Source organism: Pseudomonas sp. Sample_16 (assembly GCF_004307665.1).
Taxonomy (GTDB): domain Bacteria; phylum Pseudomonadota; class Gammaproteobacteria; order Pseudomonadales; family Pseudomonadaceae; genus Aquipseudomonas.
Window position 1 is genome coordinate 42,545 of the sequence record NZ_RCOB01000168.1, and the last position, 21,950, is coordinate 64,494.

A 21,950-nucleotide genomic window follows, 5' to 3' on the forward strand; every position below is an offset into this window, starting at 1 on the left:
TGTAAATCGTCCTACGCCGTTTGCAGCAGGACCGGTATCAATTCGGGGCTTGCCTGGGCTTCGCTCTGAAAGAAAAACGCCCGCTCGCCAAACGCCGGGCGCAGGTCGTCGAACCAGGTCACGTGCGGATCGAAGTGCGCATAAAAAGTGCGCAACACCCACTGCGGATCGCGCGCCTGCAGGAACTGCAGCACGAAGACTTTTTCGCCGGCGACGGTTTCGATGCCGTTGATCAACACCTTGCCGTAGAAGGTGCTCATGGACGGCCCGCGCACGGTTCGCGCCAGTCCGGAGACCGTGCGATAGGCCGCCTGAAAAATCTCGAAGGCCCTGGCCAGCGGCATCGCGAAGTAATGGCTGGGGCCGGTGTCGCGCTCGACGAACATGTAATAGGGCACCGCACCGAGTCGTACGCCTTCGGTCCAGAGGTCCGCCCAATCGGCCGGGTTTTCGTTGATGTGGCGGATCACCGGCGCCTGCATGCGCAGCGTTGCCCCCGTGCTGCGAATGCGTTCGACGGCTTGACGCGCGATGTCCTGACGGATTTCCACCGGGTGGTTGTAGTGCCCCATGATCGACAGGTTTTTCCCCGCCGCCACGATGCGCCGGAACAGCTCCAGCAGTTCGGGCGCATCCTTGTCGCTGACGAAGCGCTGCGGCCAATACGCCACCGATTTGGTGCCGATGCGGATGCTCTTCAGGTGTGGCAAATCCAGCAATGGCTCGATGTAACCGGCCAGCGAACGGGTGTTCATGATCATCGGGTCACCCCCGGTGATCAGCACATCGGTAACTTCGCTGTGTTGCTGCAGATAGCTCACAAGCTCCTGGGATTCACGGGCATTGAACTTGAGTTCTTCCTCGCCGATGAACTGCGCCCAGCGGAAACAGAACGTACAGTAGGCGTGACAGGTCTGACCGGCACCGGGGAAAAACAACACGGTCTCACGGTACTTGTGCTGAATGCCCGCGAGGACTTTTCCGTCGAGCGTCGCGCTGTTGTGCGTCAGTTGCCCGGCCGGGTGCGGGTTCATGCGCAACCAGATCGCTTCGATACGACGCTTGATCGCCGCGGGATCGTCCAACTCGATCAGCTGCTTGAGCGAGGCGTACTCCTCCGGCAGCAACATGTCCTTGTGCGGAAATGTCATGCGGAAAATCGGATCGTCCGGAATGTTGTCCCAATCGATCAGCGTCCCCAGTACATAGTCGTTGGTGCGAAATGGCATGACCCGCGCCACGACGCTCATGGCTTCCTGCAATGCCGGGGTCAACCTGTCCCAATAGGGCGTGTCGCGAATGGTGCGTGCGTTATAGGGTTTGTATCTTTCCTGCTCCAACATTCCTTGCATGGCAGCGCTCCTGGTGTTTGCCCTGACGATTGCTACACGACGGCCGGCGCTTTGCGCTCCAGGTCCATCCATGCGCGAACGCTGTCGCGATCCCACTGACGACGGACATACGCCGCCAATCGCGCAGGCACCTCGTCACCGTTGGCGACCAGGCGGTTGAGCATGATTGCCAGGTCGGTGTCGGCGATGCTCCAGTCACCGAACAGATGCTCGGCCCCCTCCTCCAGCAAACGGTCGGCCACGAACAACAGGCGCTCGGCAGCGGCCCGGGCTTCGTCGGACAGTGGCGTGTCTTTCTTGCCGAAATACACCAGGTCAAACGGACGCTCTTTGCGTACCACCAGCAGATCACTGCGCAGCCAGGCCTGCAGCTGACGGGCACGGGCACGCTGCTTGATGTCTTTTGGGTAAATGCTTTTTGAACCTGGAGCGAGTTCTTCCAGATATTCGGCAATGGCCGAAGATTCCGACAGCGCAAAACCTTCGTGAACCAGCAGCGGAATTTTGCAGGTCAGCGAAAGATCACGATAATGATCCTGGTAATTATCACGGGCTTTCAAATCCACCGTCACCAGATCAAATGAAAGTTGTTTTTCCTTTAACGCCACATAAGCCGACATTGCAAAAGCACTGACATAATCCGCGCCGAGATACAGTTTTAAGCTGGTACTTTCCATGGAACGCTCCCTTGCACTAAACACATTAATCCGTTGCATTTGAAGCGATCGTAGTAAGTTGATTAAGCGCTGAACAGATACAGAAATTATCTGTTTCTATCGATACAGAAATTCGTGGCGTGTTATTCGCCAGCAAGCATTTTTGGGGTACGCAAAAACGAAAAAGGGAGTCAGCGTAGGCGGACTCCCTGGTGTGCAGCAGACGGGAAATTACAGCTGGCGGGGGATCAGGCCAACGTGGTCGGCATGGTTGGACAACAACGCCATCTGCGGCATGTTGCTGAGGTTGAGCATGGTCAGCGGCTCGGTGGCGCTGGAGTTGACGAAGCCATGCTGCGTCCAGGCGGGCACCAGCAATACATCGCCTGGGCCAACGTCTACCTGCTCGGCCTCGCCCAGCGACAACGCGCCGCTGCCGGACTGGATGATGAACAGATGCCACCAGGCATGGCAATGGCCGTCGAGCGTTGACCCCGGCACCAGCCATTGCATGGAGACCGCCATGCCGGGTGTCAATTGGCAACCGTCGATATGACTTTCGTGGGCCAGCGCAACAATATCGATGTCACTGGCTTCAAGCGCCTGACGCATATCGGCAAGTTCGGCACCTTTCCATACCCGGGGTTTTATCGGTTGCCGATCCAGACTCTGGCGAAAGTCCTTATATGAAAAAAACGCACCCTGAACGTTATTCATTTTTCCGTTTCCAACTTATTCTGCCGAATGGAGTCAACCGACCTTAGGCGAACATTTCAACAGTGTAAAGTCGAACAACTTCACTTATAACGCCGATGGTCTCAACGCCACGATCATATCAACTTCGATCGCTGCATTTTTTGGCAACTGATAAACACCGACCGTGGTGCGTGTATGTTTACCGGCATCACCCAGCACGTGGCTGAAGACATCCGACGCACCATTGGCGACATCGCTGAGATCGACGAAATCCTCCGTGCACCTCACATACACCGTTACCCGAACCAGCGACTTGATCTTGTCCAGCGAGCCAATGGCATCAACGATCAAAGCCAATCCGCGGATCGCACTGATGCTCGCGGCCGCTTGCGCATCCGCCATGTCGAGGTCGCGCCCGACCCGCCCCGTGTAGTGCATTTTGCCGTTCATGCGCGGCACCAGACCGCTGATATACAGTTCGTCGTGGTGACGAATCAACGGCGCGTAATGACCGCCAACGGTGTTCTCGCCGTAGATGTCATAGTCGAATTCCCGCGCCAGAGCGATGAAGCGCTCATCACAGGTCATGTGTTGAATCATTTACTGAACCCTCTTGATCAATACTGCATGAAACATCGATCGCTACCACTTGCCCCACGCCTCACCCCACTGCCCTGGCCGGTGCTGCCAGAGGGGTGATCCCGACCTTTGATTCAATGGCCTCGGCCAGACGCGACAGGTCCAGGCTGAGCTGCTCGTACCGCTCGTTGAACAACACGATGTGGCCGATGAACGAGAAGTTGTCCTTCACCAATGCGCTCACTGAATCACCGATGCGCTTGCTCAGCACGGCTTCCACCAGCTCGATATTCAGCGCCCGGGCGAGGGCCTGGACGTCCGGAACATCGCGCAGCAGGCCACTGGTGTTCGCTCTCAACAGGCGGATGCCGCAGTAGCCGCGCGCGACTGGATCATGGCTATCGACCTGACCTTCCACCGCCCAGCGGACCCAGCGCTCCCACGGGTCGAAGTCGATGAACGCCTTACGCGCCAGATCCCAGATATGCATGCCGCCGGGGCGCATGTTGGTTTCCACGGCCGAGGTGCGGTGGTTGGCCCTGTGGAAAACTTCGTTGTGCCAGGCTCCGTTGTCCTGCGACACCAGCCCAGCCATGTGGCGGCCGGCGGCCATCAGCCGAGCCTGGGCATCGGCCGCCAGCGGCGCCGGCACCACTTGTTGGATCTCGGCACGGTAGGCACCATCGGTGGTGGTTTTTTCGGTGATCCAGGTACTTCCGGCGACATAGTCCCAGCTGTACTCCCGAGCGTTCTGGATCAGCTCTTCGAGCACGATGCCACCCTCGCGATAGGGCTTGAGGGCCTGCCAGGCTTCGTCGCATTCGGACGGATGCCGGATAACCCGGCAGCCTCGGCTGGCGCCTTCGCAGGCGGGTTTGATGAAAGCTTTGCCACCCAGCTCAATCACCCGCTGGCGCAGCTCCGGCAGGCTTTCGATACGGGTCGAAACGATCGGCCGATAGTCCTCGGGTGCCACCGTGGCGCAGGCTTCGAGCTGGCGGAAAATCTGTTTGTCCAACCCCGCCCGTGCCTCGGCCGGGGTAATGCCCGGCAGGCCGAAATGGTCGGCCAGCGCCGCACCGAGCAGCACGCCGCGATCGGAAAACGGCAGGACGCCGATCAGCTTCCAGCGATCGGCATTCAGGCAACCGACTACCAGTTCAAGCGAGGCCGACACGTCTTTCTCGGCCAGCGATGTAGTGCAAACGTGATCAGCGACCTGTTCGTCCTGGGGCTGGATCTGCTCGACCAGCAGGATCAGCCTCGCGTTGTACAGCGACTTGCACAAATCGCGCAGCTTCTGGATATCGTGAACCCGACTGCCGTTGTACCCCACCACTACTACGCACGAAGTCGTATTCATAAAACCCCCGACTTGCAAAGTGAAAACCGAAACGGCGATGACTCAGTCATGCAGCGACGCGATTGATTTACGGTTGAGCCCGTACCAGACCATGATCCCGGCGGCGCCAATGGCGGCCAGCACCAACGCGTTGTACGGCGGTGGCATGACCCGCATGATCAACACGGTCAGACCCGCACCGACGCCCAGCGACACTTCCTTGACGAACATGTTGTTCTGCTTGACCGAGAAGTAATCGAGATGACTGAACGCGCATTCGGCGATGGACAACAACGCCACCCAGACCAGTGCGCCGGCCAGGGTTTCGACGTGGAATGCGGCAGGCGAAGACAGCACCGCAAAACCGCCGACGATGATGGCGATCACCGTCAGCACCTTGAAACGCCCGGTGCTCTCGATCAGTTTCATGACCGGTACTTGCGCGAACACCACCACGGCGCTGTTGAGGATCAGCATCAAGCCGTACCAGGTCGGCAGTTCGCCGGTCTTGAGCAGGATTGCTTGCGGCAGGATCGAGAACACCCCAAACAACTTGATGCCCATGATGATGCCGGCGATGACCCACGGCAGTTTGTTACCCCAACCGCTACCGTCCTTGCTGGCCGGGCGAGACACCGCGGCTTCGGTGGTGAAGGTCGCGCCCATGGCGATGGGCAGGCACAACAGGACGAACGCGGCGGCGCCGAAGAAAAACATGCCCGGGGTCAACAGTGGCGACAGCAGGATCAGACCCGCCAACAGGCTGCCCATGTTCATGGCCACGCGGTTGTAGGCTGCACCCTCTTTGGTCTGTGCCGCTTCGCTCTTGATCAGGTAACCGGCAATCGCGATACCGTAGGCAAACAACGCCGCGGCAAACATGACAACGCCCTGGTTGCTGGTGACCGCCAACAGCACCAGGCCGGCGGCGGCGCACAGCAACGTAACGCTCAAGGAACGGCGACCGAGCACCAGCAAGGTCAGCGGCAACAGCAGCAACAAGGCCCGATAGCCGAGGGCCAGAATGCTGTTGGTGGCGGTATCGAGCCAGACGTTGGCCTTGCCCAGCACCGCGAACAACGCCACGGCCGTGATGATTCGAATGGTGAACAACCGCAGGTTGATCACCGGTTTCGCCACGACGGCGGTTGTTTCTACACTCATGCAGCACCTCTTGAACCTGGTTGACTGAACGACCGGCAAAAGGTCGACAATCCATAAACACTCCAAAGCGATAGTAGAAAGAGATGCTTGTCTTGATCAGAGCAAGTTCGTATAGAATCAAACGAACTTTACTGCCGGAGAGACCAGTAAAATGCAGGCTCAGCGCGCAGTGATCGCCGCCATCGAGTTCCAGCAGGGTGTGCCGCTGGTGCAGCAGATCGTCGATCAATTGACCGTAGCAATCAGCCAGGGCGGCCTGCCCCACGGCTCCAGGCTGCCCCCGATTCGCGAACTCTCAGACTTGATGCACGTGGGCAAATCCACGGTGGTCGACGCCCTGGACCGCTTGCGAGCCAAGGGCCTGGTGGTTTCACGCCAGGGCTCGGGGCACTACGTGCACCGTTCCAGCAGCACCCTCCCGGCTAACGCCGGGCCGGACCTGCTGCCTCAGGACACCCTCAGCGTGGTCCGCCGCGCCGTGCTGCTGGACAATGGCGCACTGCGCCCGGGGGCGGGTTTTCTGCCCTCCTCGTGGCTGCCTGCCGAAGAACTGCTCAAAGCCGTACGCGGCACACTGCGCGCCACCACCCTGCGCATGGGTGAATACGGTAACGCCAGCGGTTACCTGCCACTGCGTCAGGCCCTGCGGGTGAAGATGGCGACCCTGGGCATCGAGGCGCCGGTAGAGCAGATCATCACCACCGCCAACACCGTCCAGGCCATCGACATGCTGATGCGCCTGCTGGTCAAACCCGGCGACACGGTGCTGCTCGACGATCCGTGTTATTTCACGATGCACACCAATCTGGCCTGGCACGGGGCGAAGGTCATCACCATTCGCCGCGAATGCGACGGTATGGACCTGGACGCCTTGGAGCAACTGCTGATCGCCCACCGTCCCGTGCTCTACATGACCAACAACGCGCTGCACAACCCGACCGGGCATTCGTTCACCTCGGCGCAGGTTTATCGCTTGCTGGAGTTGAGTCACCGCTACAACTTCCACATCCTCGAAGACGACTTGTACTGCGACATGCAGCAACGCCGAACCCCTCGCCTGGCTGCGAGCGGGCTGGACAATGTGTCTTACGTCTCCGGGTTCTCCAAGACCCTGACCGCCAACAGCCGCGTCAGCTTCGCGGTGCTCTCCCCGCAACTGGCGGCGCGGATGGTGACCCTGAAAATGGCCTGCGGCGGCATGACCTCGGAAATGGCCGAGCAGATCATTTGCACCATGCTCAGCGATGGCAGCTATGCCAAACACATGCGCCGCACCGTGGACCGGCTCTATGAATCGAACAGCCGGGTGGCAGCGTGGCTGGCTGAAGCCGGGTGTTCGGTGTCGTCCCTGCCAGGAGAAGGGTTGTACATCTGGACGCGATTGCCAGAGGGATACAAAGCCGAATGCCTGGCCAGAAAGGGCCTGGAAATAGACCTGGTACTGGCACCGGGGACCTTGCTCAGCAAAGCGGCGGACGCCAATCAGTTCCTGCGATTCAACGTGGCGCACAGTGATCACGTGCAAGTGCGGGAGCGGTTTTTCCGGTTGTTGGATAAGCCATACAAATAACCATCCCCCCTCCGCGAGGGAGCGGGCTTGCCCGCGAAGAGGCCGTCACAGCTAAGATTCTTGTCGCCTGACACATCGCCATCGCGGGCAAGCCCGCTCCCACAGGGTCCGCGCTGTATCCGATACTCGATCCAGTAGAAGGCACCCAACAAAAAGCCCCGCTCTTCTCTCGAAGGCGGGGCTTTTCGCTACAGCATCTGAATCTTAAGGCGCGTACGTCAGCAACAGCTCTGCCGGCACTTTGAAGTCCAGGGACATCATCACGCTCAAGGCGGTAATGGTGAAGATCGAGAACACGAACAGCTTGCGTGCCCAGACCGTGTCATCCACTGCCTTGTAGCCGGTCCAGGCCATGTACAACCAGTACATGCCCATGGCTGCGGCGACGGCGAGGTAGCTCATGCCGGCGTAGCCGCTGAAGGTCAGCATCAGGGTCGCCACGAGGAAGGCCAGGATGTAGAGCAGGATGTGCTTCTTGGCCACTTCGATCCCGCGCTTCACGGGCAGCACCGGAATCGATGCGGCCAGGTAATCGTTGAAGCGGAAGATCGCGATGGCGTAGGAATGCGGCATCTGCCACAGGCTGAACATCACCAGCAGGGTCAGAGCGGCCATGTCGAAGGTGTTGCTCACCGCGACGTAGCCGATCACCGGCGGCATGGCGCCCGACAGACTGCCCACCAGCGTGCCGTGAACCGACTTGCGCTTGAGGTACAGGCTGTAGAAGCCGACGTAGATCACGAAGCCGATGACGGCGAACAGAGCGGCCAACGGGTTGGCCACCTTGTACAACAACGCAACGCCGAGAACACCCAGGACGGTCGCATAGATCAGGGCCAGTTTCAGGGAGATGAGGCCCTGGACCAGCACCCGGTTCTTGGTGCGTTCCATCTTGATGTCGATGTCGCGGTCGATGCAGTTGTTGAAGACGCAACCGGAGGCGACGACCAGGGACGTGCCGATCATGGCTGCCAGAAACACGGCCAGATCGACATGCCCTTTCGAGGCCAGGAAAAACCCGCCTGCCACAGAAAGCACGTTACCGAAAATGATCCCCGGTTTGGTGATTTGGATAAAGTGCTTGAGCGACATCGGGTCTACCTCACTTCGCCATCATGTACGTGTGGATGCTGAACATGATCCACAGCGACAGGCCAACCAGCAGCACGATTACAATCGCCGTGAAGACGAAGGCGATCACGTTGTTACGCTGAGCAATGGAACGGTCCAGGTGCAGGAAGTAATACAGGTGAACGATCACCTGGATCACTGCGAACAGCAGAACGATTGCCAGCGTGGTGGCCTTCGGCAGGCTCGGGTACATCACCAGACCGAACGGGATGACGGTCAGGATCACCGACAGGATGAAGCCGATGGCGTACGACTTGACGCTGCCGTGGCCAGCATCATGGCTGTCATGGGAGTGTGCATTAGCCATTACAGGGTCCCCATCAGGTAGACAACGGTGAAGACGCAGATCCAGACCACGTCCAGGAAGTGCCAGAACAGGCTCAGGCAGCTCAGGCGAGTCTTGTTGGTCGACGTCAGGCCCTTTTTCTGCACCTGATACATCATGATCGCCATCCAGATCAAACCGGCGGAGACGTGCAGACCGTGAGTACCGACCAGGGTAAAGAACGCGGACAGGAAGCCTGAACGGCTAGGGCCGTAGCCTTCGGAGATCAAGATGTGGAACTCGTTGATCTCCATCGCGATAAAGCCTGCACCCAACAGGAAGGTCAGGCCCAGCCAGGTCAGTACCGCCTTCTTGTTGCCCTTGTACAACGCCAGCATGGCGAAGCCGTAGGTGATCGAACTGAACAACAGCAGAGCGGTTTCGCCCAGCACGTATGGCAGTTCGAAGATGTCGTGGCCCGACGGGCCACCCGCTACGTTGTTAACCAGTACCGCGTATACCGCAAAGATCGATGCAAACAGAATGCAGTCGGTCATCAGGTAGAGCCAGAAACCGTATACGGTCATCTCGCCCGAGTCGTGGTGGTGGTCATCGTGCCCATGGTCACCATGGGCGTGTCCAACATTGGTCACTAAATTCGACATGGTTTAAGCCTGTTCCAACGAGGTTTCAACACGGGTGGCGGTGGCCGGGATTTTCCCTGCCGCTACCAGACGCTTGTGCTGCTCGGCTTCGATGCGCTCGATCGTTTCAACCGGGACCATATAGCCCTGGTCGTCACGTGCAGCGTGGATCGCGAAGTAGACGACAGTGCCTACCAGGCTGGCGATGGCCAGCCACCAGATGTGCCAGATCATGGCAAAACCAAACACGGTCAGCAGCGCGCCCATCACCACACCAGTCGCGGTGTTGTTCGGCATGTGGATCGGCTCGTACTTGGCCGGAGCCTTGTACGCGGTGCCGTTTTCCTTGGCTTCGGTGAACGGGTCGATGCAGTCAGCCTTAGGCAGCACAGCGAAGTTGTAGAACGGTGGTGGCGACGAGGTCGACCATTCCAGCGTGTGGGCATTCCACGGGTCACCGTGTTCGCACATGTTCTCTGGCTTGTTGCGGTCACGCACACTGACGTACAGCTGGATCAGTTGGCAGGCGATACCGAAAGCGATCATCACCGCACCGAACATGGCGACGTACAGGTACGGCACCCACTCAGGGTTGGTGGTGGCGTTCAGACGACGGGTCATGCCCATGAAGCCCAGTGCATAGAGCGGCATGAACGCGACGAAGAAGCCCGAGATCCAGAACCAGAACGCTGCTTTACCCCAGCCTTCGTGCAGCTTGAAGCCGAACGCTTTCGGGAAGTAGAACGCGAAACCTGCGATGTAACCGAATACCGCACCGCCGATGATCACGTTGTGGAAGTGCGCGATCACGAACAGGCTGTTGTGCAGAACGAAGTCGGCACCCGGAATGGCCAGCAGTACGCCGGTCATGCCGCCGATGGCGAAGGTCACCATGAAGCCCAGGGTCCACAGCACTTGGCTGGTGAAACGCAGACGGCCCTGGTAAATGGTGAACAGCCAGTTGAACAGCTTCACACCCGTCGGGATGGAGATCAGCATCGTCGCCAGACCGAAGAAGGCGTTGACGCTCGCACCCGAGCCCATGGTGAAGAAGTGGTGCAGCCAAACCATGAAGCCCAGTACCGAGATCGCGCCCGAGGCGTAGATCATCGAGTGGTGGCCGAACAGTTTCTTGCCGGTGAAGGCAGAGATGACTTCCGAGAAAATGCCGAATGCCGGCAGGATCAGGATGTACACCTCAGGGTGACCCCAGGCCCAGAACAGGTTGACGTACATCATTGGATTGCCACCAAGTTCATTGGTGAAAATGTGGAAATCCATGTAACGGTCAAGCGTCAGCAGTGCCAGGGTAGCGGTCAGGATCGGGAACGAAGCCACGATCAGAACGTTCGCCCAGGTGCAGGTCCAGGTGAAGATCGGCATGTCCATCAACTTCATGCCAGGGGTACGCATTTTCAGCACGGTGGCCAGGAAGTTGACCCCCGTCAGTGTCGTACCTAACCCGGATAGCTGTAGCGCCCAGATGTAGTAATCCATCCCCACGCCCGGGCTGTATTGCAGGCCCGACAGCGGCGGATAGGCAACCCAACCGGTCTTGGCGAATTCGCCGACGCCCAGGGACAGGTTGATCAGCACTACGCCCGATACCAGCAGCCAGAAACTCAGGGAGTTCAGGAACGGGAAGGCAACGTCACGCGCGCCGATCTGCAGCGGCACTGCAAGGTTCATCAGGCCGGTGAAGAATGGCATCGCCATGAAGATGATCATGATCACACCGTGAGCGGTGAAGATCTGGTCATAGTGTTCAGGTGGCAGGTAGCCAGGCGAACCCTCGGTGGCCATGGCCAGCTGGGTACGCATCATGATGGCGTCGGCAAAGCCGCGCAGCAGCATGACCATGGCGACGATGATGTACATCACGCCGATTTTCTTGTGGTCGACCGACGTCAGCCACTCGGTCCACAAGTAGGTCCACTTCTTGAAGTAGGTGATTGCAGCGAACAGTGCCAGACCACCGAGCGCGATCATGGCGATGGTCACCATCACGATCGGTTCGTGGAACGGGACCGCTTCCCAACTTAATTTACCAAACATCGTTTACTCCTCTGCCCCGGCAGCTGAATGCGAGTTCATGTCCGTAGCGGCCACTTCTTTCTCTTTCTTCTCGTGCTTCACCTTAGGACCCGGTTTCATGCCTTCGTACTTGTCGACGATGATCTGGAACAGGTTCGGCGTAACCGAGGAGTAGAGCTCGACTGGGTTGTTCTGGCTCTGCTTGGAAAGGGCTGCGTATTCAGCTTGTTCAAGCTGTTTAGGTGCCTTTTTGACTTCACTTACCCAGGCGTCGAATTCTTCCTGGGAAGTTGCGATCGCTTTGAATTTCATACCGGTGAAACCGGCGCCGCTGTAGTTGGCGGAGATGCCTTCCATTTCAGCGTTGCGGTCGGCGATCAGGTGCAGCTTGGTCTGCATGCCCGCCATCGCGTAGATCTGGCCACCCAGGCCCGGGATGAAGAACGAGTTCATCACGGCGTCGGAGGTGATCTTGAAGTTGATTGGCGTGTGCGCCGGGAACACGATCTTGTTGACCGTGGCAATGCCTTGTTCCGGGTAGATGAACAGCCACTTCCAGTCCAGTGCGACCACTTCGATGGTCACAGGCTTCACGTCGGATTCGATCGGACGATAAGGGTCCAGCTCGTGGGTCGACTTGTAGGTGATGTAACCCAGGGCAATGATGATCAACACGGGAACAGTCCACACCGCGATCTCGATCTTGGTGGAGTGGTTCCATTTAGGCGTGTAGGTCGCCTTGGTGTTGGACGCGCGGTATTTCCAGGCGAACAGGAAGGTCATGACGATGACCGGAACCACGACCAACAGCATCAGCAGCGTTGCGGTGATGATCAGGTTTTTCTGTTCCAGGCCGACCTGGCCCGTGGGATTGAGCAAGGTCATGTTGCAGCCTCCCAGCAACAACGTGCCGAGCAGCGGCAATAAGCCTAGTAGTCTGGGGTACCTGTTTTTACTCATCTCACGACCTCTAAAGCAGCTTGCGCAATGCAGTTGGGTTTTGATCGCCAACACTTCACCCTGCCAAGGGTTGGCATTTTCTTGGATTGAATAAGGGCTTGCCCGTCGAGCGTCAGACGCGTTTCGACAAATCCTGGGCCAGCGGTGAGTTCTTATTCGAATTCGTGGTCAAAGGCCTTGTTACAGACCAATTCCATTTGGTGCGGATAGTTGGAGGCACCGACACCTGGGAGTCGCATGAAGCCGCCCGGCCTCTCGACACCCTGATTCTGCTCAAGCACCTCGCGAGGGTGAGCAGCGCCGGGAATTCAGTGCGGGCGATTGTAGTTATGTAGCGTTTTTTAAACCATGTCTCATCCCGAAATAATTTATATCCCGAGCCGCAACAATGCTTCGCCAAATTCGTAAAAGTGGCGCATCTTATCGAAATTGATTCTCAACAAAAACACCAAAATTTGTAGGTCTACCACCCGCGATTCAGACAGCTTCAGCGCGTTGGCGGCGACGCTCGATCTGGCCCAAGCCCCCAGATGACAAGGGCTCTGGCAAATCGCCAGAGCCTGTTAAAACTGCCTGCTCCAGCCGGATGGCGGGCAAAGTCGACACACTGCGAAACAGACCAATTTCATTGCCGGACCGCGTGCCAATCCGCAGCCTTGAAGGCCACTGCGACACAAAAGCTGTGACAACATGTCGCACACGTATCGCACCTCTGCTTGCGCCCTGTCAGGGACTTTTCAGCCACCCCCCGAAAACACAAAAACGCCCCGGCCCTCTCTGCAAGGACCGGGGCGTTTTTTTAATCTCAGCGCAGCGCTTTGCGGTTACGTATGGTCAGCAGCGGCACCAGTATCACCACCAGCACAAAGGCAACCAAAGCCCATTGCGCCAACGACAAACCGAGAATCGGCGGGTACGGCGTGGAGCAGAAGCCGTCGACCTGGAAGCCCAGCGGGAAAATCTTCGCCAAGGGCAAGTCGTCGACTATCGGCTGCAACACATCGACGCCACAACTGACCGCCGGGTAGAACTGCGTATAGACGTGATGCCCCGCTACGCCGACGCCTGCCAGGGCGCAAATCACCACCAGGGTTTCAAACACCGTGATGCTGCGACGGTTGCGCATGGCTGCACCGATAAAGGCAAAGATCGCGATCAACAGCAACGCATAACGCTGCAGAATGCACAGCGGGCATGGCGCCTCGCCCAGTACGATTTGCATGTACAGCGCACCGCCGATCAGCGCCAGGCAGATGATGCCCAGCAATACCAGAAAGCGCCGTTCACGCCCCAACCGCATTGTTTCCTCGCTCATCGCGTTTCCCTTGAAGATATCGATTAACCGCCAGTCTACACGCTGGACGCGAGCCGGGGGATGCCGGGGGAATAGACGATAAGCGGGTTAAGAAGGGATTAACTGATCGTTCCCATCTTCTGCTTGGGAACGCAGCAAAGGACGCTCTGCGTCCCATAAAGCGGACGCAGAGCGTCCGTGGAGGCGTTCCCACGCAGAGCGTGGGAACGATCAACCGAGGTAAAGGCAACGCGGTGAGATTGCTTCACCGCGCCAAAACGCTCACTCCAGTGCCGCAGCCGGCCCGAAGAACTCGTAGCGGCTTTGCTTCTCCGGCACACCCAGGGCCTTGAGGTGGCGTTTGATCGCCGCCATGAAACCTTTCGGCCCGAGGAAGTAAGCATCCACATCGCGTTCCTGCGGCAGCCATTCGCCCAACTGTTCCTGACTCAGCAAGCCAACCTTGTGCGCCGCCGGGCTCACGCCGTCGTCTTCGGCATAGCAGTAAAAGCGCTTGAGTTGCGGATGACGCTCGGCCAGCCCGTCGATCCAGTCACGGAAGGCGTGAACACTGCCATTGCGCGCGCAGTGGATGAAGTGCACCGGCCGCTCGGTCTGCAACGCCGCTTCGAGCATCGCCAGGGTCGGGGTGATGCCCACGCCACCGCTGATGAGCACCAACGGCTTGTCGCTGGCGGTCAGGGTGAACTCGCCCGATGGCGGGAACAGCTGAATGGTCGAACCCACGTGCAATTGATCATGCAGGAAGTTGGAGGCACGACCACCGGCCTCGCGCTTGACGCTGATGCGATATTGACCTTTGTTCGCCAGGGCCGACAGCGAGTAGTTACGGCGAATCTCTTCGCCATCGAGGATCAGTTTCATGCCGATGTACTGACCCGGCTCTGCTGCCAGAATCAAACCTTTGTCCACCGGTTCGAAGTAGAACGAGGTGATTTCCGCGCTTTCCTCGACCTTGGCCGCGACGATGAATTCCCGCGCCCCACGCCAGCCGCCCGGTGCCTGCTCTTTTTGGTCGTAGATGCTGGTTTCAGCACCGATGAGGATGTCCGCCAGTTGACCGTAAGCCGCGCCCCACGCCGCAATCACTTCCGGCGTGGCGATTTCTTCGCCGAGCACTTCGGCGATTGCGCGCAACAGGCAGGTGCCGACAATCGGGTAGTGCTCCGGAAGAATCTGCAAGGCCACGTGTTTGTTGATGATCTTCGCCACCAGATCGCCCAATTGGTCGAGCTGGTCGATATGGCGCGCGTACATCAGCACACCGTTGGCCAGCGCACGCGGCTGATCACCCGTGGCCTGGTGGGCCTGGTTGAACAGCGGGCGGACTTGCGGGTACTCGGACAGCATCATGCGGTAGAAGTGGGTGATCAGCGCTTCGCCACCGCTTTCCAGCAGCGGCACAGTGGATTTGACGATGGCACGGTCTTGGACGCTAAGCATAAAGTGACTCCTGAGCAACAAGGTTTCTTGACTATTGCTCTATGCTTATCAGGTTCCGTGCCAACAATTTAATCCATATAAATCAATAACTTGAAAACATGATAGTCAGAACGACACAGCCTGGATTATAGTCACTCCGACTACATGGAGTCACTATGACTGCAAAATCTCTGCTTACTGCCCTGCTGCCCCTGGTCTCGGACCTGTCCCGCGAACTGCCCGAAAGCGAGCGCTATCGGCGCCTGCTCGAAGCCATGCGCGCCCTGCTGCCCTGCGATGCCGCCGCCTTGCTGCGCCTCGATGGTGAATGGCTGGTCCCGCTGGCTGTCGATGGGTTGAGTACCGACACCCTCGGCCGACGTTTCAAGGTCAGCGAACACCCGCGCTTTGAAGCATTACTGAGCAGCAGCGGCCCGACACGGTTCGCCGCCGACAGCGACATGCCCGACCCGTATGACGGTCTGGTCGATGGCCTCGATGACCATCTGGAAGTCCACGATTGCATGGGTTGCCCGCTACTTATCGATGAGCGCCCGTGGGGCTTGCTGACCCTGGACGCCCTCGACCCGGAGCAATTCGAACCGATCGAACTGGACGCCCTCGAGGCCTTCGCCAGCCTCGCCGCCGCCACGGTCAATGCCGTCGAACGCATTGAACGCCTGAACAATCGCGTCGAAGACGAACATCAGCGCGCCGAGGTCTATCGCCAGGCCAGCGGTCAGCAGAACCGCGAAATGATCGGCCAGAGCAAAGCGCTGAAACGGCTGGTGGAAGAAATCAATCTGGTGGGCGGCAGCGACCTGACTGTGCTCATCACCGGGGAAACCGGAGTCGGCAAGGAACTGGTGGCGCAAGCCATCCATGCGGCCTCGCCACGGGCCGACAAACCGATCATCAGCCTCAACTGTGCCGCGCTGCCCGACACCCTGGTGGAAAGTGAATTATTTGGCCACGTACGCGGCGCCTTCACCGGAGCGATGAGTGATCGTCGCGGCAAATTCGAACTGGCCAATGGTGGTACATTGTTTCTCGATGAAGTTGGGGAGCTTTCACTGACGGTACAGGCCAAATTGCTCCGAGTACTGCAAAGCGGCCAGTTGCAGCGATTGGGCTCGGACAAGGAACATCAGGTCGACGTTCGCCTGATCGCAGCGACCAACCGCGATCTCGCCGAAGAAGTGCGCAGCGGCCGCTACCGCGCCGACTTCTATCACCGTCTCAGTGTTTATCCTTTATTGGTGCCAGCCCTGCGTGACCGTGGCCGCGATGTGCTGCTGCTCAGCGGTTACTTCCTCGAGCAGAACCGCTCGCGCATGGGCCTCAACAGTTTGCGCCTCAATAGTGATGCCCAAGCTGCGTTGCTCGCCTATGACTGGCCCGGTAACGTGCGGGAACTGGAACACCTGATCGGTCGTAGCGCATTGAAGGCGCTGGGCAACTGCAAAGAGCGGCCAAAGATTCTCAGTTTGAGCGCTGCTGACCTGGACCTGCCCAACGGCAGCATTGAAGCCACTACCGAGCAACCGGCCGCCGCCGCGATGGCGTTGGTGACGGGTGATTTGCGCGAGGCGACAGAGAATTATCAGCGCCAGTTGATCGGCGCATGCCTGGAGCGGCACAACAACAACTGGGCCAGTGCCGCCCGTGAGCTAGGCTTGGATCGGGCGAATCTTGGGCGCATGGCCAAAAGGTTGGGCATGAAGTAAGCCCTTGTGGCGAGGCAGCTTGCTCCCGCTCGAGCGCGAAGCGGTCCCCAATCAGGCGAAGGAATGCGTTTGCAGCTGTTGCGGCTGCTACGCAGCCGAGCGCGAGCAAGCTCCCTCGCCACAGGGGGTACCAATTGACTGGCAGCCGGTAATTAACCTAAAGCCTGCCCCTGACAAGTCGATAACCCGGCATCGATAGCTGTTGGCGATCCTCGCGGTCGCCCGCCACCTTTTTCCACAGAAGGTTCTTATGTCCTCCACCAAAGCCCGCGCAGACTCACTTTCGCTTCTGCTGTTTACCTTGCGCAGCGGCAAGTTGATGGCGATCAACCTGCTCAAAGTCAGCGAAATCATCCCCTGCCCGCCGCTGACCAAACTGCCGGAGTCGCACCCGCACGTGAAGGGTATTGCCACCTTGCGCGGTACCTCGTTGTCAGTGATCGATCTCAGCCGCGCCATCGGCGAGCGCCCACTGGAAGATCCGGACGGTGGCTGCCTGATCGTCACCGATGTCAGCCGCTCCAAGCAGGGCCTGCATGTTCAGGCGGTGAGCAAGATCGTTCACTGCCTGACCACCGACATCCGCCCGCCGCCCTTTGGTTCCGGTGGCAGAAGCGCGTACATCACCGGTGTCACCTCGGTCGACGGCACGCTGGTGCAGGTGCTGGACATCGAAAAAGTCATCCACGGCATCGCCCCGGTGCAGATCGAGATGGCACCGACCGAACTGAGCATGGAAGACGCCGAAATATTGGGTAACGCGAGGATTCTGGTGGTCGATGACAGCCAGGTCGCCTTGCAGCAATCGGTGCATACCCTGCGCAACCTCGGCCTGCAATGCCACACCGCTCGCAGCGCCAAGGAGGCCATCGATTGCCTGCTCGACCTGCAAGGCACCGCGCAACAGATCAACCTGATTGTCTCCGACATCGAAATGTCCGAGATGGACGGCTACGCCTTCACCCGCACCCTGCGCGAAACCCCGGACTTCGCGCACCTCTACGTGCTGTTGCACACCTCGCTGGACAGCGCGATGAACAGCGAAAAGGCCCGTCAGGCCGGGGCGAACGCGGTGTTGACCAAATTCTCCTCACCGGAACTGACCAAGTGCCTGATCGACGCGGCCAAGGCTGTGGCCGAACAAGGTCATTGAGCCTTGGCCGGGGACTATTGCTGGTTGATGCGGCGCAACCTCGCAGAGGTCGCGCCGGCCATTGACTGGCCAACTGGCGTCCAATTGATTGACTATCGTCCCGAACTTGCACGAGCGGTACATCGCTTGATGGAACTGGGTTACCGCGACGGCGGTGGCCGGGTGCCGGCGCTGGAGCGCTGGCAACAAAATTTTGAAACCGATCCTGAATACGATCCCGCGCTGTGCTTTGTGGCCCTGGACGCCGAAGGCGTGGTTGCCGTGTGCCAATGCTGGACCAGTGCCTACATCAAGAATCTGGTGGTGCATCCACGGGCGCAACGCCGGGGCCTGGGACGCGCGCTGCTGTTGCATGCGTTCAAGGTATTTGATCAGAGACGGGAAGGTTTTGTGGATTTGAAGGTACTGGAAGACAACCATCGGGCGCGGCGGTTATATGAAAGTGTCGGAATGCGTGAGGTGCGTCGGGAACCGGTTCCACTCTGACATACTCACATGCTGGCCCTGTCTGCCCAAGGATTGCTGACCCATGAAAGCTGCCACCCTGACCTTCCTCTGCCTCACGGCCCTCGCTACCCAGGCCCACGCCTCCAGCCCTGATGCCTGGGCCGCCTACGACAAAACCGTGCTCGCCAGTTGCACCAAGGCCAGTGGCCTCAAGGATGCCAAACCCGTCGGCAATGCCGCGCAGTTCGATGACCGCGTTGGCTACACCGCGCTTTTGTTGCAAGGCCAGTATCCGCAAAAACACATGAAAGGCGCGCAAGGCACCGAGCTGTGCCTGTACAACAAAAAAAGCAAAACCGCTTACGTCACCGAATGGGACTCCATCCGCCCGGCCACCAAGGCGCAGTGAGTGGCGCATAACTTGCTTCGTCAGGGATCTGCACGGCGGCATCCTGTCGCCGATTGATGCCCCCGGATGCGACTGACCGTTAAATGAATACGACGTTTTCCTGCGTAGGCTGTGGCAAATGCTGCAATGACCACCATGTACCCCTGACCCTGCCCGAAGCCCGCATGTGGGCGGCGGACGGGGGGCAAGTGATCATTCTGGCGGAAGCCTTTTTAAGTAACGGGCTGGGCTTGCCGGAGCAGCAACGAGAACACGCCGAACGCCGATCGGCGCGGGTTCGCAGCGCCGACGCAGAGGCCTACGTCGCCATCACCTTTGCGGCTTACAACGTCGGTGCCTGCCGGAATCTTGACGAAGACAACCTCTGCCGCATCTATGAGCGGCGGCCGCTGGTGTGCCGCATTTATCCGATGGAGATCAATCCGCACATTCCACTGAATACGGCCGGGAAGGATTGCCCGCCCGAGTCGTGGGAAAAAGGGCCTGAGCTGATCGTCGGTGGCGAGTTGGTCGACCGCGAGTTGTCAGAACTGATCCAGCGTTCCCGTCAAGCGGACCGCGATGACATCCAGGTCAAGGACGCCATTTGTGCGCTGCTTGGGTTTCGCACGGCCGCGCTGAAAGGCGATGGATTCACCGCTTTTCTGCCGGACATGCACGAGTTCGCCACGATCATCGACGAATTGACCGGGCAGACGCTGCCGGAGTGGAGCAGCGAGTGGCAGTTTCATGTATCCGGCGAGGAGATTGCCGGGCAGGTAATGGCGGCCGGTGCGCAATTGGCGACTGAGCAGCCTGCGAACTATGCGTTTATTTCGTTGCGGGCGGCTTGATTCGGGATTTGCTGTGTTTGCACCGGCGTCATCGCCAGCAAGCTGGCTCCCACAGGGTCAGTGCTGAACATAAAATTCACGAACATCTCGTACCACTGTGGGAGCCAGCCTGCTGGCGATGGGGATAGTCCTGCCACCGCGATCATCCGGTGTTCAGCGCTTGCCCATCGACCGCCGAGTACCCGGAGGCGCCATGCCTGGGGTCTTGGTGTGGCCGTTTTGGGCACCGTTCTTGTACCACGGCTGGTTGGAGCCCTTGGCGGACGCCAGTTCACCCGGTTTGAACGGGAACTTGAACGCCGGGATTTCGGCTTTGGTTTCGCTGTCGGCGCTGGCGTCGACGCTGTCGCTCAAGACGTCGTCGGCCGGCGGTTGTTTCGGGGAAGTCATGAAAGCTCCGGGTGATGCGCAAATGTCGGGCCCGGTCAGCGAGCCACGAAAGGCGCCAGTATAACTGGATGAAGCGCTGCAAGCTGCTGTTAAGCGACTCGCACAAATCCCGCGAAGAATGTTAGCGTGCTCAGCATCCTCCTCCGCCCGACGAGCCTGCATCCATGAAAAAAACCGTCCTCGCCTTCAGCCGCATCACGCCTGAGATGGTCGAACGTCTGCAGCAAGATTTCGACGTCATTGTGCCCAACCCGAAAAACGGCGACATCAACACCCAGTTCAACGAAGCCCTGCCCCATGCCCATGGCTTGATCGGCGTCGGTCGCAAGCTCGGACGCGCGCAACTGGAGAACGCCGCGAAACTGGAAGTGGTGTCCAGCGTCTCGGTGGGGTATGACAACTATGATGTGGCGTACCTGAGCGAACGCGGGATCATGCTGACCAACACCCCGGACGTGCTCACCGAAAGCACTGCCGACCTGGCTTTCGCCTTGCTGATGAGCAGTGCCCGTCGCGTCGCCGAACTGGATGCGTGGACCAAGGCCGGACAATGGCAGGCCACGGTCGGCGCGCAGCTGTTCGGTTGCGATGTGCACGGCAAGACCCTGGGCATCGTCGGCATGGGCAACATCGGTGCCGCCATCGCCCGCCGTGGCCGCCTGGGCTTCAACATGCCGATCCTCTACAGCGGCAACAGCCGCAAGACGGCGCTGGAACAGGAACTGGGCGCGCAGTTGCGCAGCCTCGATGATCTATTGGCCGAAGCCGACTTCGTGTGCCTGGTGGTGCCGCTCAGTGAGAAAACCAGGCACTTGATCAGCCACCGCGAACTGGCGCTGATGAAGCCAAGCGCCATTCTGGTGAACATTGCGCGTGGCCCGGTGGTCGACGAGCCGGCACTGATCGAAGCGCTGCAAAACAACCGCATTCGAGGCGCAGGGCTGGATGTCTACGAAAAAGAACCGCTGGCTGAGTCGCCGCTTTACCAGCTGAAAAACGCGGTGACCTTGCCGCACATTGGCTCGGCCACACATGAAACCCGCGAAGCGATGGCCAACCGCGCCCTGGCCAACCTGCGCAGCGCGCTGCTCGGCGAACGACCGCAAGACCTGGTGAACCCGCACGTCTGGAAAGGCAAGAATTAAACCGAGTATTCCTGCAGAAGTTGCCCAAGGCTGCGATTTTTCAAATTTGATCGTTAAATAAAAATCGCAGCCTGCGTCAACTCCTACAAATATGCACAACGACACAACTTGCAATTCAGTACCAAACTTCTTCCCGAGAAAGATAGATAGACTCCGACACAACAATGGCAATAATCGTGCAATCGGAGTGCACTCTAATGAATAACTTCACCACCACCTTAGTTATCAGAAGGAGCAAACTACTCGTCGTCCTGATAGCTTTTTTGTTCGGATTCACTACTTCCATCAACAACTTCACCGACTATGCAGCCTACACCGAGTATATCGGGCGAATCATCAGCATGAGCGATACCACCGGTAATGATTCTCGACTTTACCGGGCCGTCACTCATCCGCTTTTTCATCATCGTTTTTACTGGGCAATCATAACGTTGGAAGTCATCTTTACCATCAGTTTCCTGGTAGGCGCCTATCAGATATACCGCAAACTTGCAGCACCACGAAGTGAATTCCATGAAGCAAAAAAATTCGCCATCATTGGATTCAGCAGCGCCATTTTCGTTTACCAGGTTTTATATGTAATCATTCTCAACGAGTGGTTCGACATGGAGTCTTCCGTCAATCGTAATGCCTTCTATTGGGCAAGAAGCAATATCGAATACATGTTTTTTGGGCTGATCTATCTGCTGGCGGTGAAGGATAACTGACTCCCTGGT

22 protein-coding genes are annotated in these 21,950 nt (G+C 58.6%); 8 read left to right on the forward strand and 14 right to left on the reverse strand.

Annotated elements, in window-relative coordinates:
- Positions 1 to 11 precede the first annotated feature (11 nt).
- The 6 genes from D8U69_RS21625 to D8U69_RS21650 all read right to left on the reverse strand — a co-directional run bounded on the left by D8U69_RS21625 (position 12) and on the right by D8U69_RS21650 (position 5,789).
- Entirely contained in the window at positions 12 to 1,352 is a 1,341-nt protein-coding gene (locus D8U69_RS21625; RefSeq protein ID WP_130908100.1) for a 4Fe-4S cluster-binding domain-containing protein, read from the reverse strand.
- 32 nt (positions 1,353 to 1,384) lie between these two features.
- Positions 1,385 to 2,029, reverse strand: coding sequence for a glutathione transferase (gene yfcF / locus D8U69_RS21630; protein ID WP_056855112.1), 645 nt, complete (start codon positions 2,027 to 2,029; stop codon positions 1,385 to 1,387).
- Between the two features lie 210 nt (positions 2,030 to 2,239).
- Entirely contained in the window at positions 2,240 to 2,725 is a 486-nt protein-coding gene (locus D8U69_RS21635) for a cupin domain-containing protein (RefSeq protein ID WP_130908101.1), read from the reverse strand.
- An 84-nt stretch (positions 2,726 to 2,809) separates the two neighbouring features.
- Complete coding sequence (locus D8U69_RS21640; RefSeq protein ID WP_130908102.1) at positions 2,810 to 3,304, reverse strand: RidA family protein; 495 nt, start codon at positions 3,302 to 3,304, stop codon at positions 2,810 to 2,812.
- Positions 3,305 to 3,365: 61 nt separating this feature from the next.
- Positions 3,366 to 4,646, reverse strand: a complete 1,281-nt coding sequence (locus tag D8U69_RS21645) for a biotin carboxylase (RefSeq protein ID WP_056855109.1) — start codon at positions 4,644 to 4,646, stop codon at positions 3,366 to 3,368.
- Positions 4,647 to 4,688: 42 nt separating this feature from the next.
- Positions 4,689 to 5,789 (reverse strand): hypothetical protein, encoded by a 1,101-nt coding sequence (locus D8U69_RS21650; RefSeq protein ID WP_056855108.1) that lies wholly within the window; start codon positions 5,787 to 5,789, stop codon positions 4,689 to 4,691.
- Positions 5,790 to 5,940: 151 nt separating this feature from the next.
- Between D8U69_RS21650 and D8U69_RS21655 the strand changes: the two genes are divergently transcribed.
- A complete protein-coding gene (locus D8U69_RS21655; protein ID WP_130905201.1) occupies positions 5,941 to 7,359 on the forward strand; it encodes a PLP-dependent aminotransferase family protein in 1,419 nt (472 codons plus the stop codon).
- A 204-nt stretch (positions 7,360 to 7,563) separates the two neighbouring features.
- On the opposite strand, the gene cyoE is transcribed toward D8U69_RS21655, so the two are convergent.
- The 7 genes from cyoE to hmpA all read right to left on the reverse strand — a co-directional run bounded on the left by cyoE (position 7,564) and on the right by hmpA (position 15,151).
- Positions 7,564 to 8,451, reverse strand: a complete 888-nt coding sequence (cyoE, locus tag D8U69_RS21660) for a heme o synthase (protein ID WP_056855104.1) — start codon at positions 8,449 to 8,451, stop codon at positions 7,564 to 7,566.
- A gap of 10 nt (positions 8,452 to 8,461) precedes the next feature.
- Positions 8,462 to 8,797: a cytochrome o ubiquinol oxidase subunit IV gene (cyoD, locus tag D8U69_RS21665; RefSeq protein WP_007916940.1), complete on the reverse strand. Its 336-nt coding sequence runs from the start codon at positions 8,795 to 8,797 to the stop codon at positions 8,462 to 8,464.
- Positions 8,797 to 9,420 (reverse strand): cytochrome o ubiquinol oxidase subunit III, encoded by a 624-nt coding sequence (locus D8U69_RS21670; protein ID WP_130905200.1) that lies wholly within the window; start codon positions 9,418 to 9,420, stop codon positions 8,797 to 8,799. Before D8U69_RS21670 ends, cyoD begins: the two co-directional genes overlap by 1 nt.
- 3 nt (positions 9,421 to 9,423) lie before the next feature.
- Positions 9,424 to 11,454, reverse strand: coding sequence for a cytochrome o ubiquinol oxidase subunit I (cyoB, locus tag D8U69_RS21675; RefSeq protein WP_056855102.1), 2,031 nt, complete (start codon positions 11,452 to 11,454; stop codon positions 9,424 to 9,426).
- 3 nt (positions 11,455 to 11,457) lie between these two features.
- On the reverse strand, positions 11,458 to 12,393 hold the full coding sequence (cyoA, locus tag D8U69_RS21680) for a ubiquinol oxidase subunit II (protein WP_056855101.1): 936 nt from the start codon (positions 12,391 to 12,393) through the stop codon (positions 11,458 to 11,460).
- 805 nt (positions 12,394 to 13,198) lie between these two features.
- Positions 13,199 to 13,708: a disulfide bond formation protein B gene (locus tag D8U69_RS21690; protein ID WP_130905199.1), complete on the reverse strand. Its 510-nt coding sequence runs from the start codon at positions 13,706 to 13,708 to the stop codon at positions 13,199 to 13,201.
- Between the two features lie 261 nt (positions 13,709 to 13,969).
- The gene (hmpA, locus tag D8U69_RS21695) at positions 13,970 to 15,151 is read right to left on the reverse strand and encodes an NO-inducible flavohemoprotein (protein ID WP_130905198.1); all 1,182 of its coding nucleotides are present in this window, start codon (positions 15,149 to 15,151) and stop codon (positions 13,970 to 13,972) included.
- 155 nt (positions 15,152 to 15,306) lie between these two features.
- On the opposite strand from hmpA, the gene norR reads away from it, so the two are divergent.
- From norR to D8U69_RS21720, 5 genes are all read left to right on the forward strand, one after another.
- A complete protein-coding gene (gene norR, locus D8U69_RS21700) occupies positions 15,307 to 16,857 on the forward strand; it encodes a nitric oxide reductase transcriptional regulator NorR (protein ID WP_056855098.1) in 1,551 nt (516 codons plus the stop codon).
- 250 nt (positions 16,858 to 17,107) lie between these two features.
- Complete coding sequence (locus D8U69_RS21705) at positions 17,108 to 18,010, forward strand: chemotaxis protein (protein ID WP_056855097.1); 903 nt, start codon at positions 17,108 to 17,110, stop codon at positions 18,008 to 18,010.
- 27 nt (positions 18,011 to 18,037) lie between these two features.
- Entirely contained in the window at positions 18,038 to 18,496 is a 459-nt protein-coding gene (locus D8U69_RS21710) for a GNAT family N-acetyltransferase (protein ID WP_130908103.1), read from the forward strand.
- 43 nt (positions 18,497 to 18,539) lie between these two features.
- A complete protein-coding gene (locus D8U69_RS21715) occupies positions 18,540 to 18,866 on the forward strand; it encodes a hypothetical protein (protein WP_056855095.1) in 327 nt (108 codons plus the stop codon).
- Between the two features lie 83 nt (positions 18,867 to 18,949).
- Positions 18,950 to 19,699, forward strand: coding sequence for a YkgJ family cysteine cluster protein (locus tag D8U69_RS21720; RefSeq protein WP_130905196.1), 750 nt, complete (start codon positions 18,950 to 18,952; stop codon positions 19,697 to 19,699).
- Between the two features lie 153 nt (positions 19,700 to 19,852).
- Here D8U69_RS21720 and D8U69_RS21725 read toward each other — a convergent pair whose 3' ends face one another.
- Positions 19,853 to 20,089, reverse strand: a complete 237-nt coding sequence (locus tag D8U69_RS21725) for a hypothetical protein (protein ID WP_130908104.1) — start codon at positions 20,087 to 20,089, stop codon at positions 19,853 to 19,855.
- 164 nt (positions 20,090 to 20,253) lie between these two features.
- Here D8U69_RS21725 and D8U69_RS21730 point away from each other — a divergent pair, with 164 nt between their 5' ends.
- Both D8U69_RS21730 and D8U69_RS21735 read left to right on the forward strand, forming a co-directional pair.
- The gene (locus D8U69_RS21730; protein WP_130908105.1) at positions 20,254 to 21,234 is read left to right on the forward strand and encodes a D-glycerate dehydrogenase; all 981 of its coding nucleotides are present in this window, start codon (positions 20,254 to 20,256) and stop codon (positions 21,232 to 21,234) included.
- Positions 21,235 to 21,431: 197 nt separating this feature from the next.
- Positions 21,432 to 21,941, forward strand: a complete 510-nt coding sequence (locus tag D8U69_RS21735) for a DUF2165 family protein (protein WP_056855091.1) — start codon at positions 21,432 to 21,434, stop codon at positions 21,939 to 21,941.
- The last annotated feature ends 9 nt before the right edge of the window (positions 21,942 to 21,950 follow it).

What these genes read in the sequence shown, in the direction of transcription:
- D8U69_RS21625 (WP_130908100.1), bottom strand. Translation starts at nt 1,352, where the DNA reads ATGCAAGGAATGTTGGAGCAGGAAAGATACAAACCCTATAACGCACGC.
- yfcF (WP_056855112.1), bottom strand. Translation starts at nt 2,029, where the DNA reads ATGGAAAGTACCAGCTTAAAACTGTATCTCGGCGCGGATTATGTCAGT.
- D8U69_RS21635 (WP_130908101.1), bottom strand. Translation starts at nt 2,725, where the DNA reads ATGAATAACGTTCAGGGTGCGTTTTTTTCATATAAGGACTTTCGCCAG.
- D8U69_RS21640 (WP_130908102.1), bottom strand. Translation starts at nt 3,304, where the DNA reads ATGATTCAACACATGACCTGTGATGAGCGCTTCATCGCTCTGGCGCGG.
- D8U69_RS21645 (WP_056855109.1), bottom strand. Translation starts at nt 4,646, where the DNA reads ATGAATACGACTTCGTGCGTAGTAGTGGTGGGGTACAACGGCAGTCGG.
- D8U69_RS21650 (WP_056855108.1), bottom strand. Translation starts at nt 5,789, where the DNA reads ATGAGTGTAGAAACAACCGCCGTCGTGGCGAAACCGGTGATCAACCTG.
- D8U69_RS21655 (WP_130905201.1), top strand. Translation starts at nt 5,941, where the DNA reads ATGCAGGCTCAGCGCGCAGTGATCGCCGCCATCGAGTTCCAGCAGGGT.
- cyoE (WP_056855104.1), bottom strand. Translation starts at nt 8,451, where the DNA reads ATGTCGCTCAAGCACTTTATCCAAATCACCAAACCGGGGATCATTTTC.
- cyoD (WP_007916940.1), bottom strand. Translation starts at nt 8,797, where the DNA reads ATGGCTAATGCACACTCCCATGACAGCCATGATGCTGGCCACGGCAGC.
- D8U69_RS21670 (WP_130905200.1), bottom strand. Translation starts at nt 9,420, where the DNA reads ATGTCGAATTTAGTGACCAATGTTGGACACGCCCATGGTGACCATGGG.
- cyoB (WP_056855102.1), bottom strand. Translation starts at nt 11,454, where the DNA reads ATGTTTGGTAAATTAAGTTGGGAAGCGGTCCCGTTCCACGAACCGATC.
- cyoA (WP_056855101.1), bottom strand. Translation starts at nt 12,393, where the DNA reads ATGAGTAAAAACAGGTACCCCAGACTACTAGGCTTATTGCCGCTGCTC.
- D8U69_RS21690 (WP_130905199.1), bottom strand. Translation starts at nt 13,708, where the DNA reads ATGAGCGAGGAAACAATGCGGTTGGGGCGTGAACGGCGCTTTCTGGTA.
- hmpA (WP_130905198.1), bottom strand. Translation starts at nt 15,151, where the DNA reads ATGCTTAGCGTCCAAGACCGTGCCATCGTCAAATCCACTGTGCCGCTG.
- norR (WP_056855098.1), top strand. Translation starts at nt 15,307, where the DNA reads ATGACTGCAAAATCTCTGCTTACTGCCCTGCTGCCCCTGGTCTCGGAC.
- D8U69_RS21705 (WP_056855097.1), top strand. Translation starts at nt 17,108, where the DNA reads ATGTCCTCCACCAAAGCCCGCGCAGACTCACTTTCGCTTCTGCTGTTT.
- D8U69_RS21710 (WP_130908103.1), top strand. Translation starts at nt 18,038, where the DNA reads ATGCGGCGCAACCTCGCAGAGGTCGCGCCGGCCATTGACTGGCCAACT.
- D8U69_RS21715 (WP_056855095.1), top strand. Translation starts at nt 18,540, where the DNA reads ATGAAAGCTGCCACCCTGACCTTCCTCTGCCTCACGGCCCTCGCTACC.
- D8U69_RS21720 (WP_130905196.1), top strand. Translation starts at nt 18,950, where the DNA reads ATGAATACGACGTTTTCCTGCGTAGGCTGTGGCAAATGCTGCAATGAC.
- D8U69_RS21725 (WP_130908104.1), bottom strand. Translation starts at nt 20,089, where the DNA reads ATGACTTCCCCGAAACAACCGCCGGCCGACGACGTCTTGAGCGACAGC.
- D8U69_RS21730 (WP_130908105.1), top strand. Translation starts at nt 20,254, where the DNA reads ATGAAAAAAACCGTCCTCGCCTTCAGCCGCATCACGCCTGAGATGGTC.
- D8U69_RS21735 (WP_056855091.1), top strand. Translation starts at nt 21,432, where the DNA reads ATGAATAACTTCACCACCACCTTAGTTATCAGAAGGAGCAAACTACTC.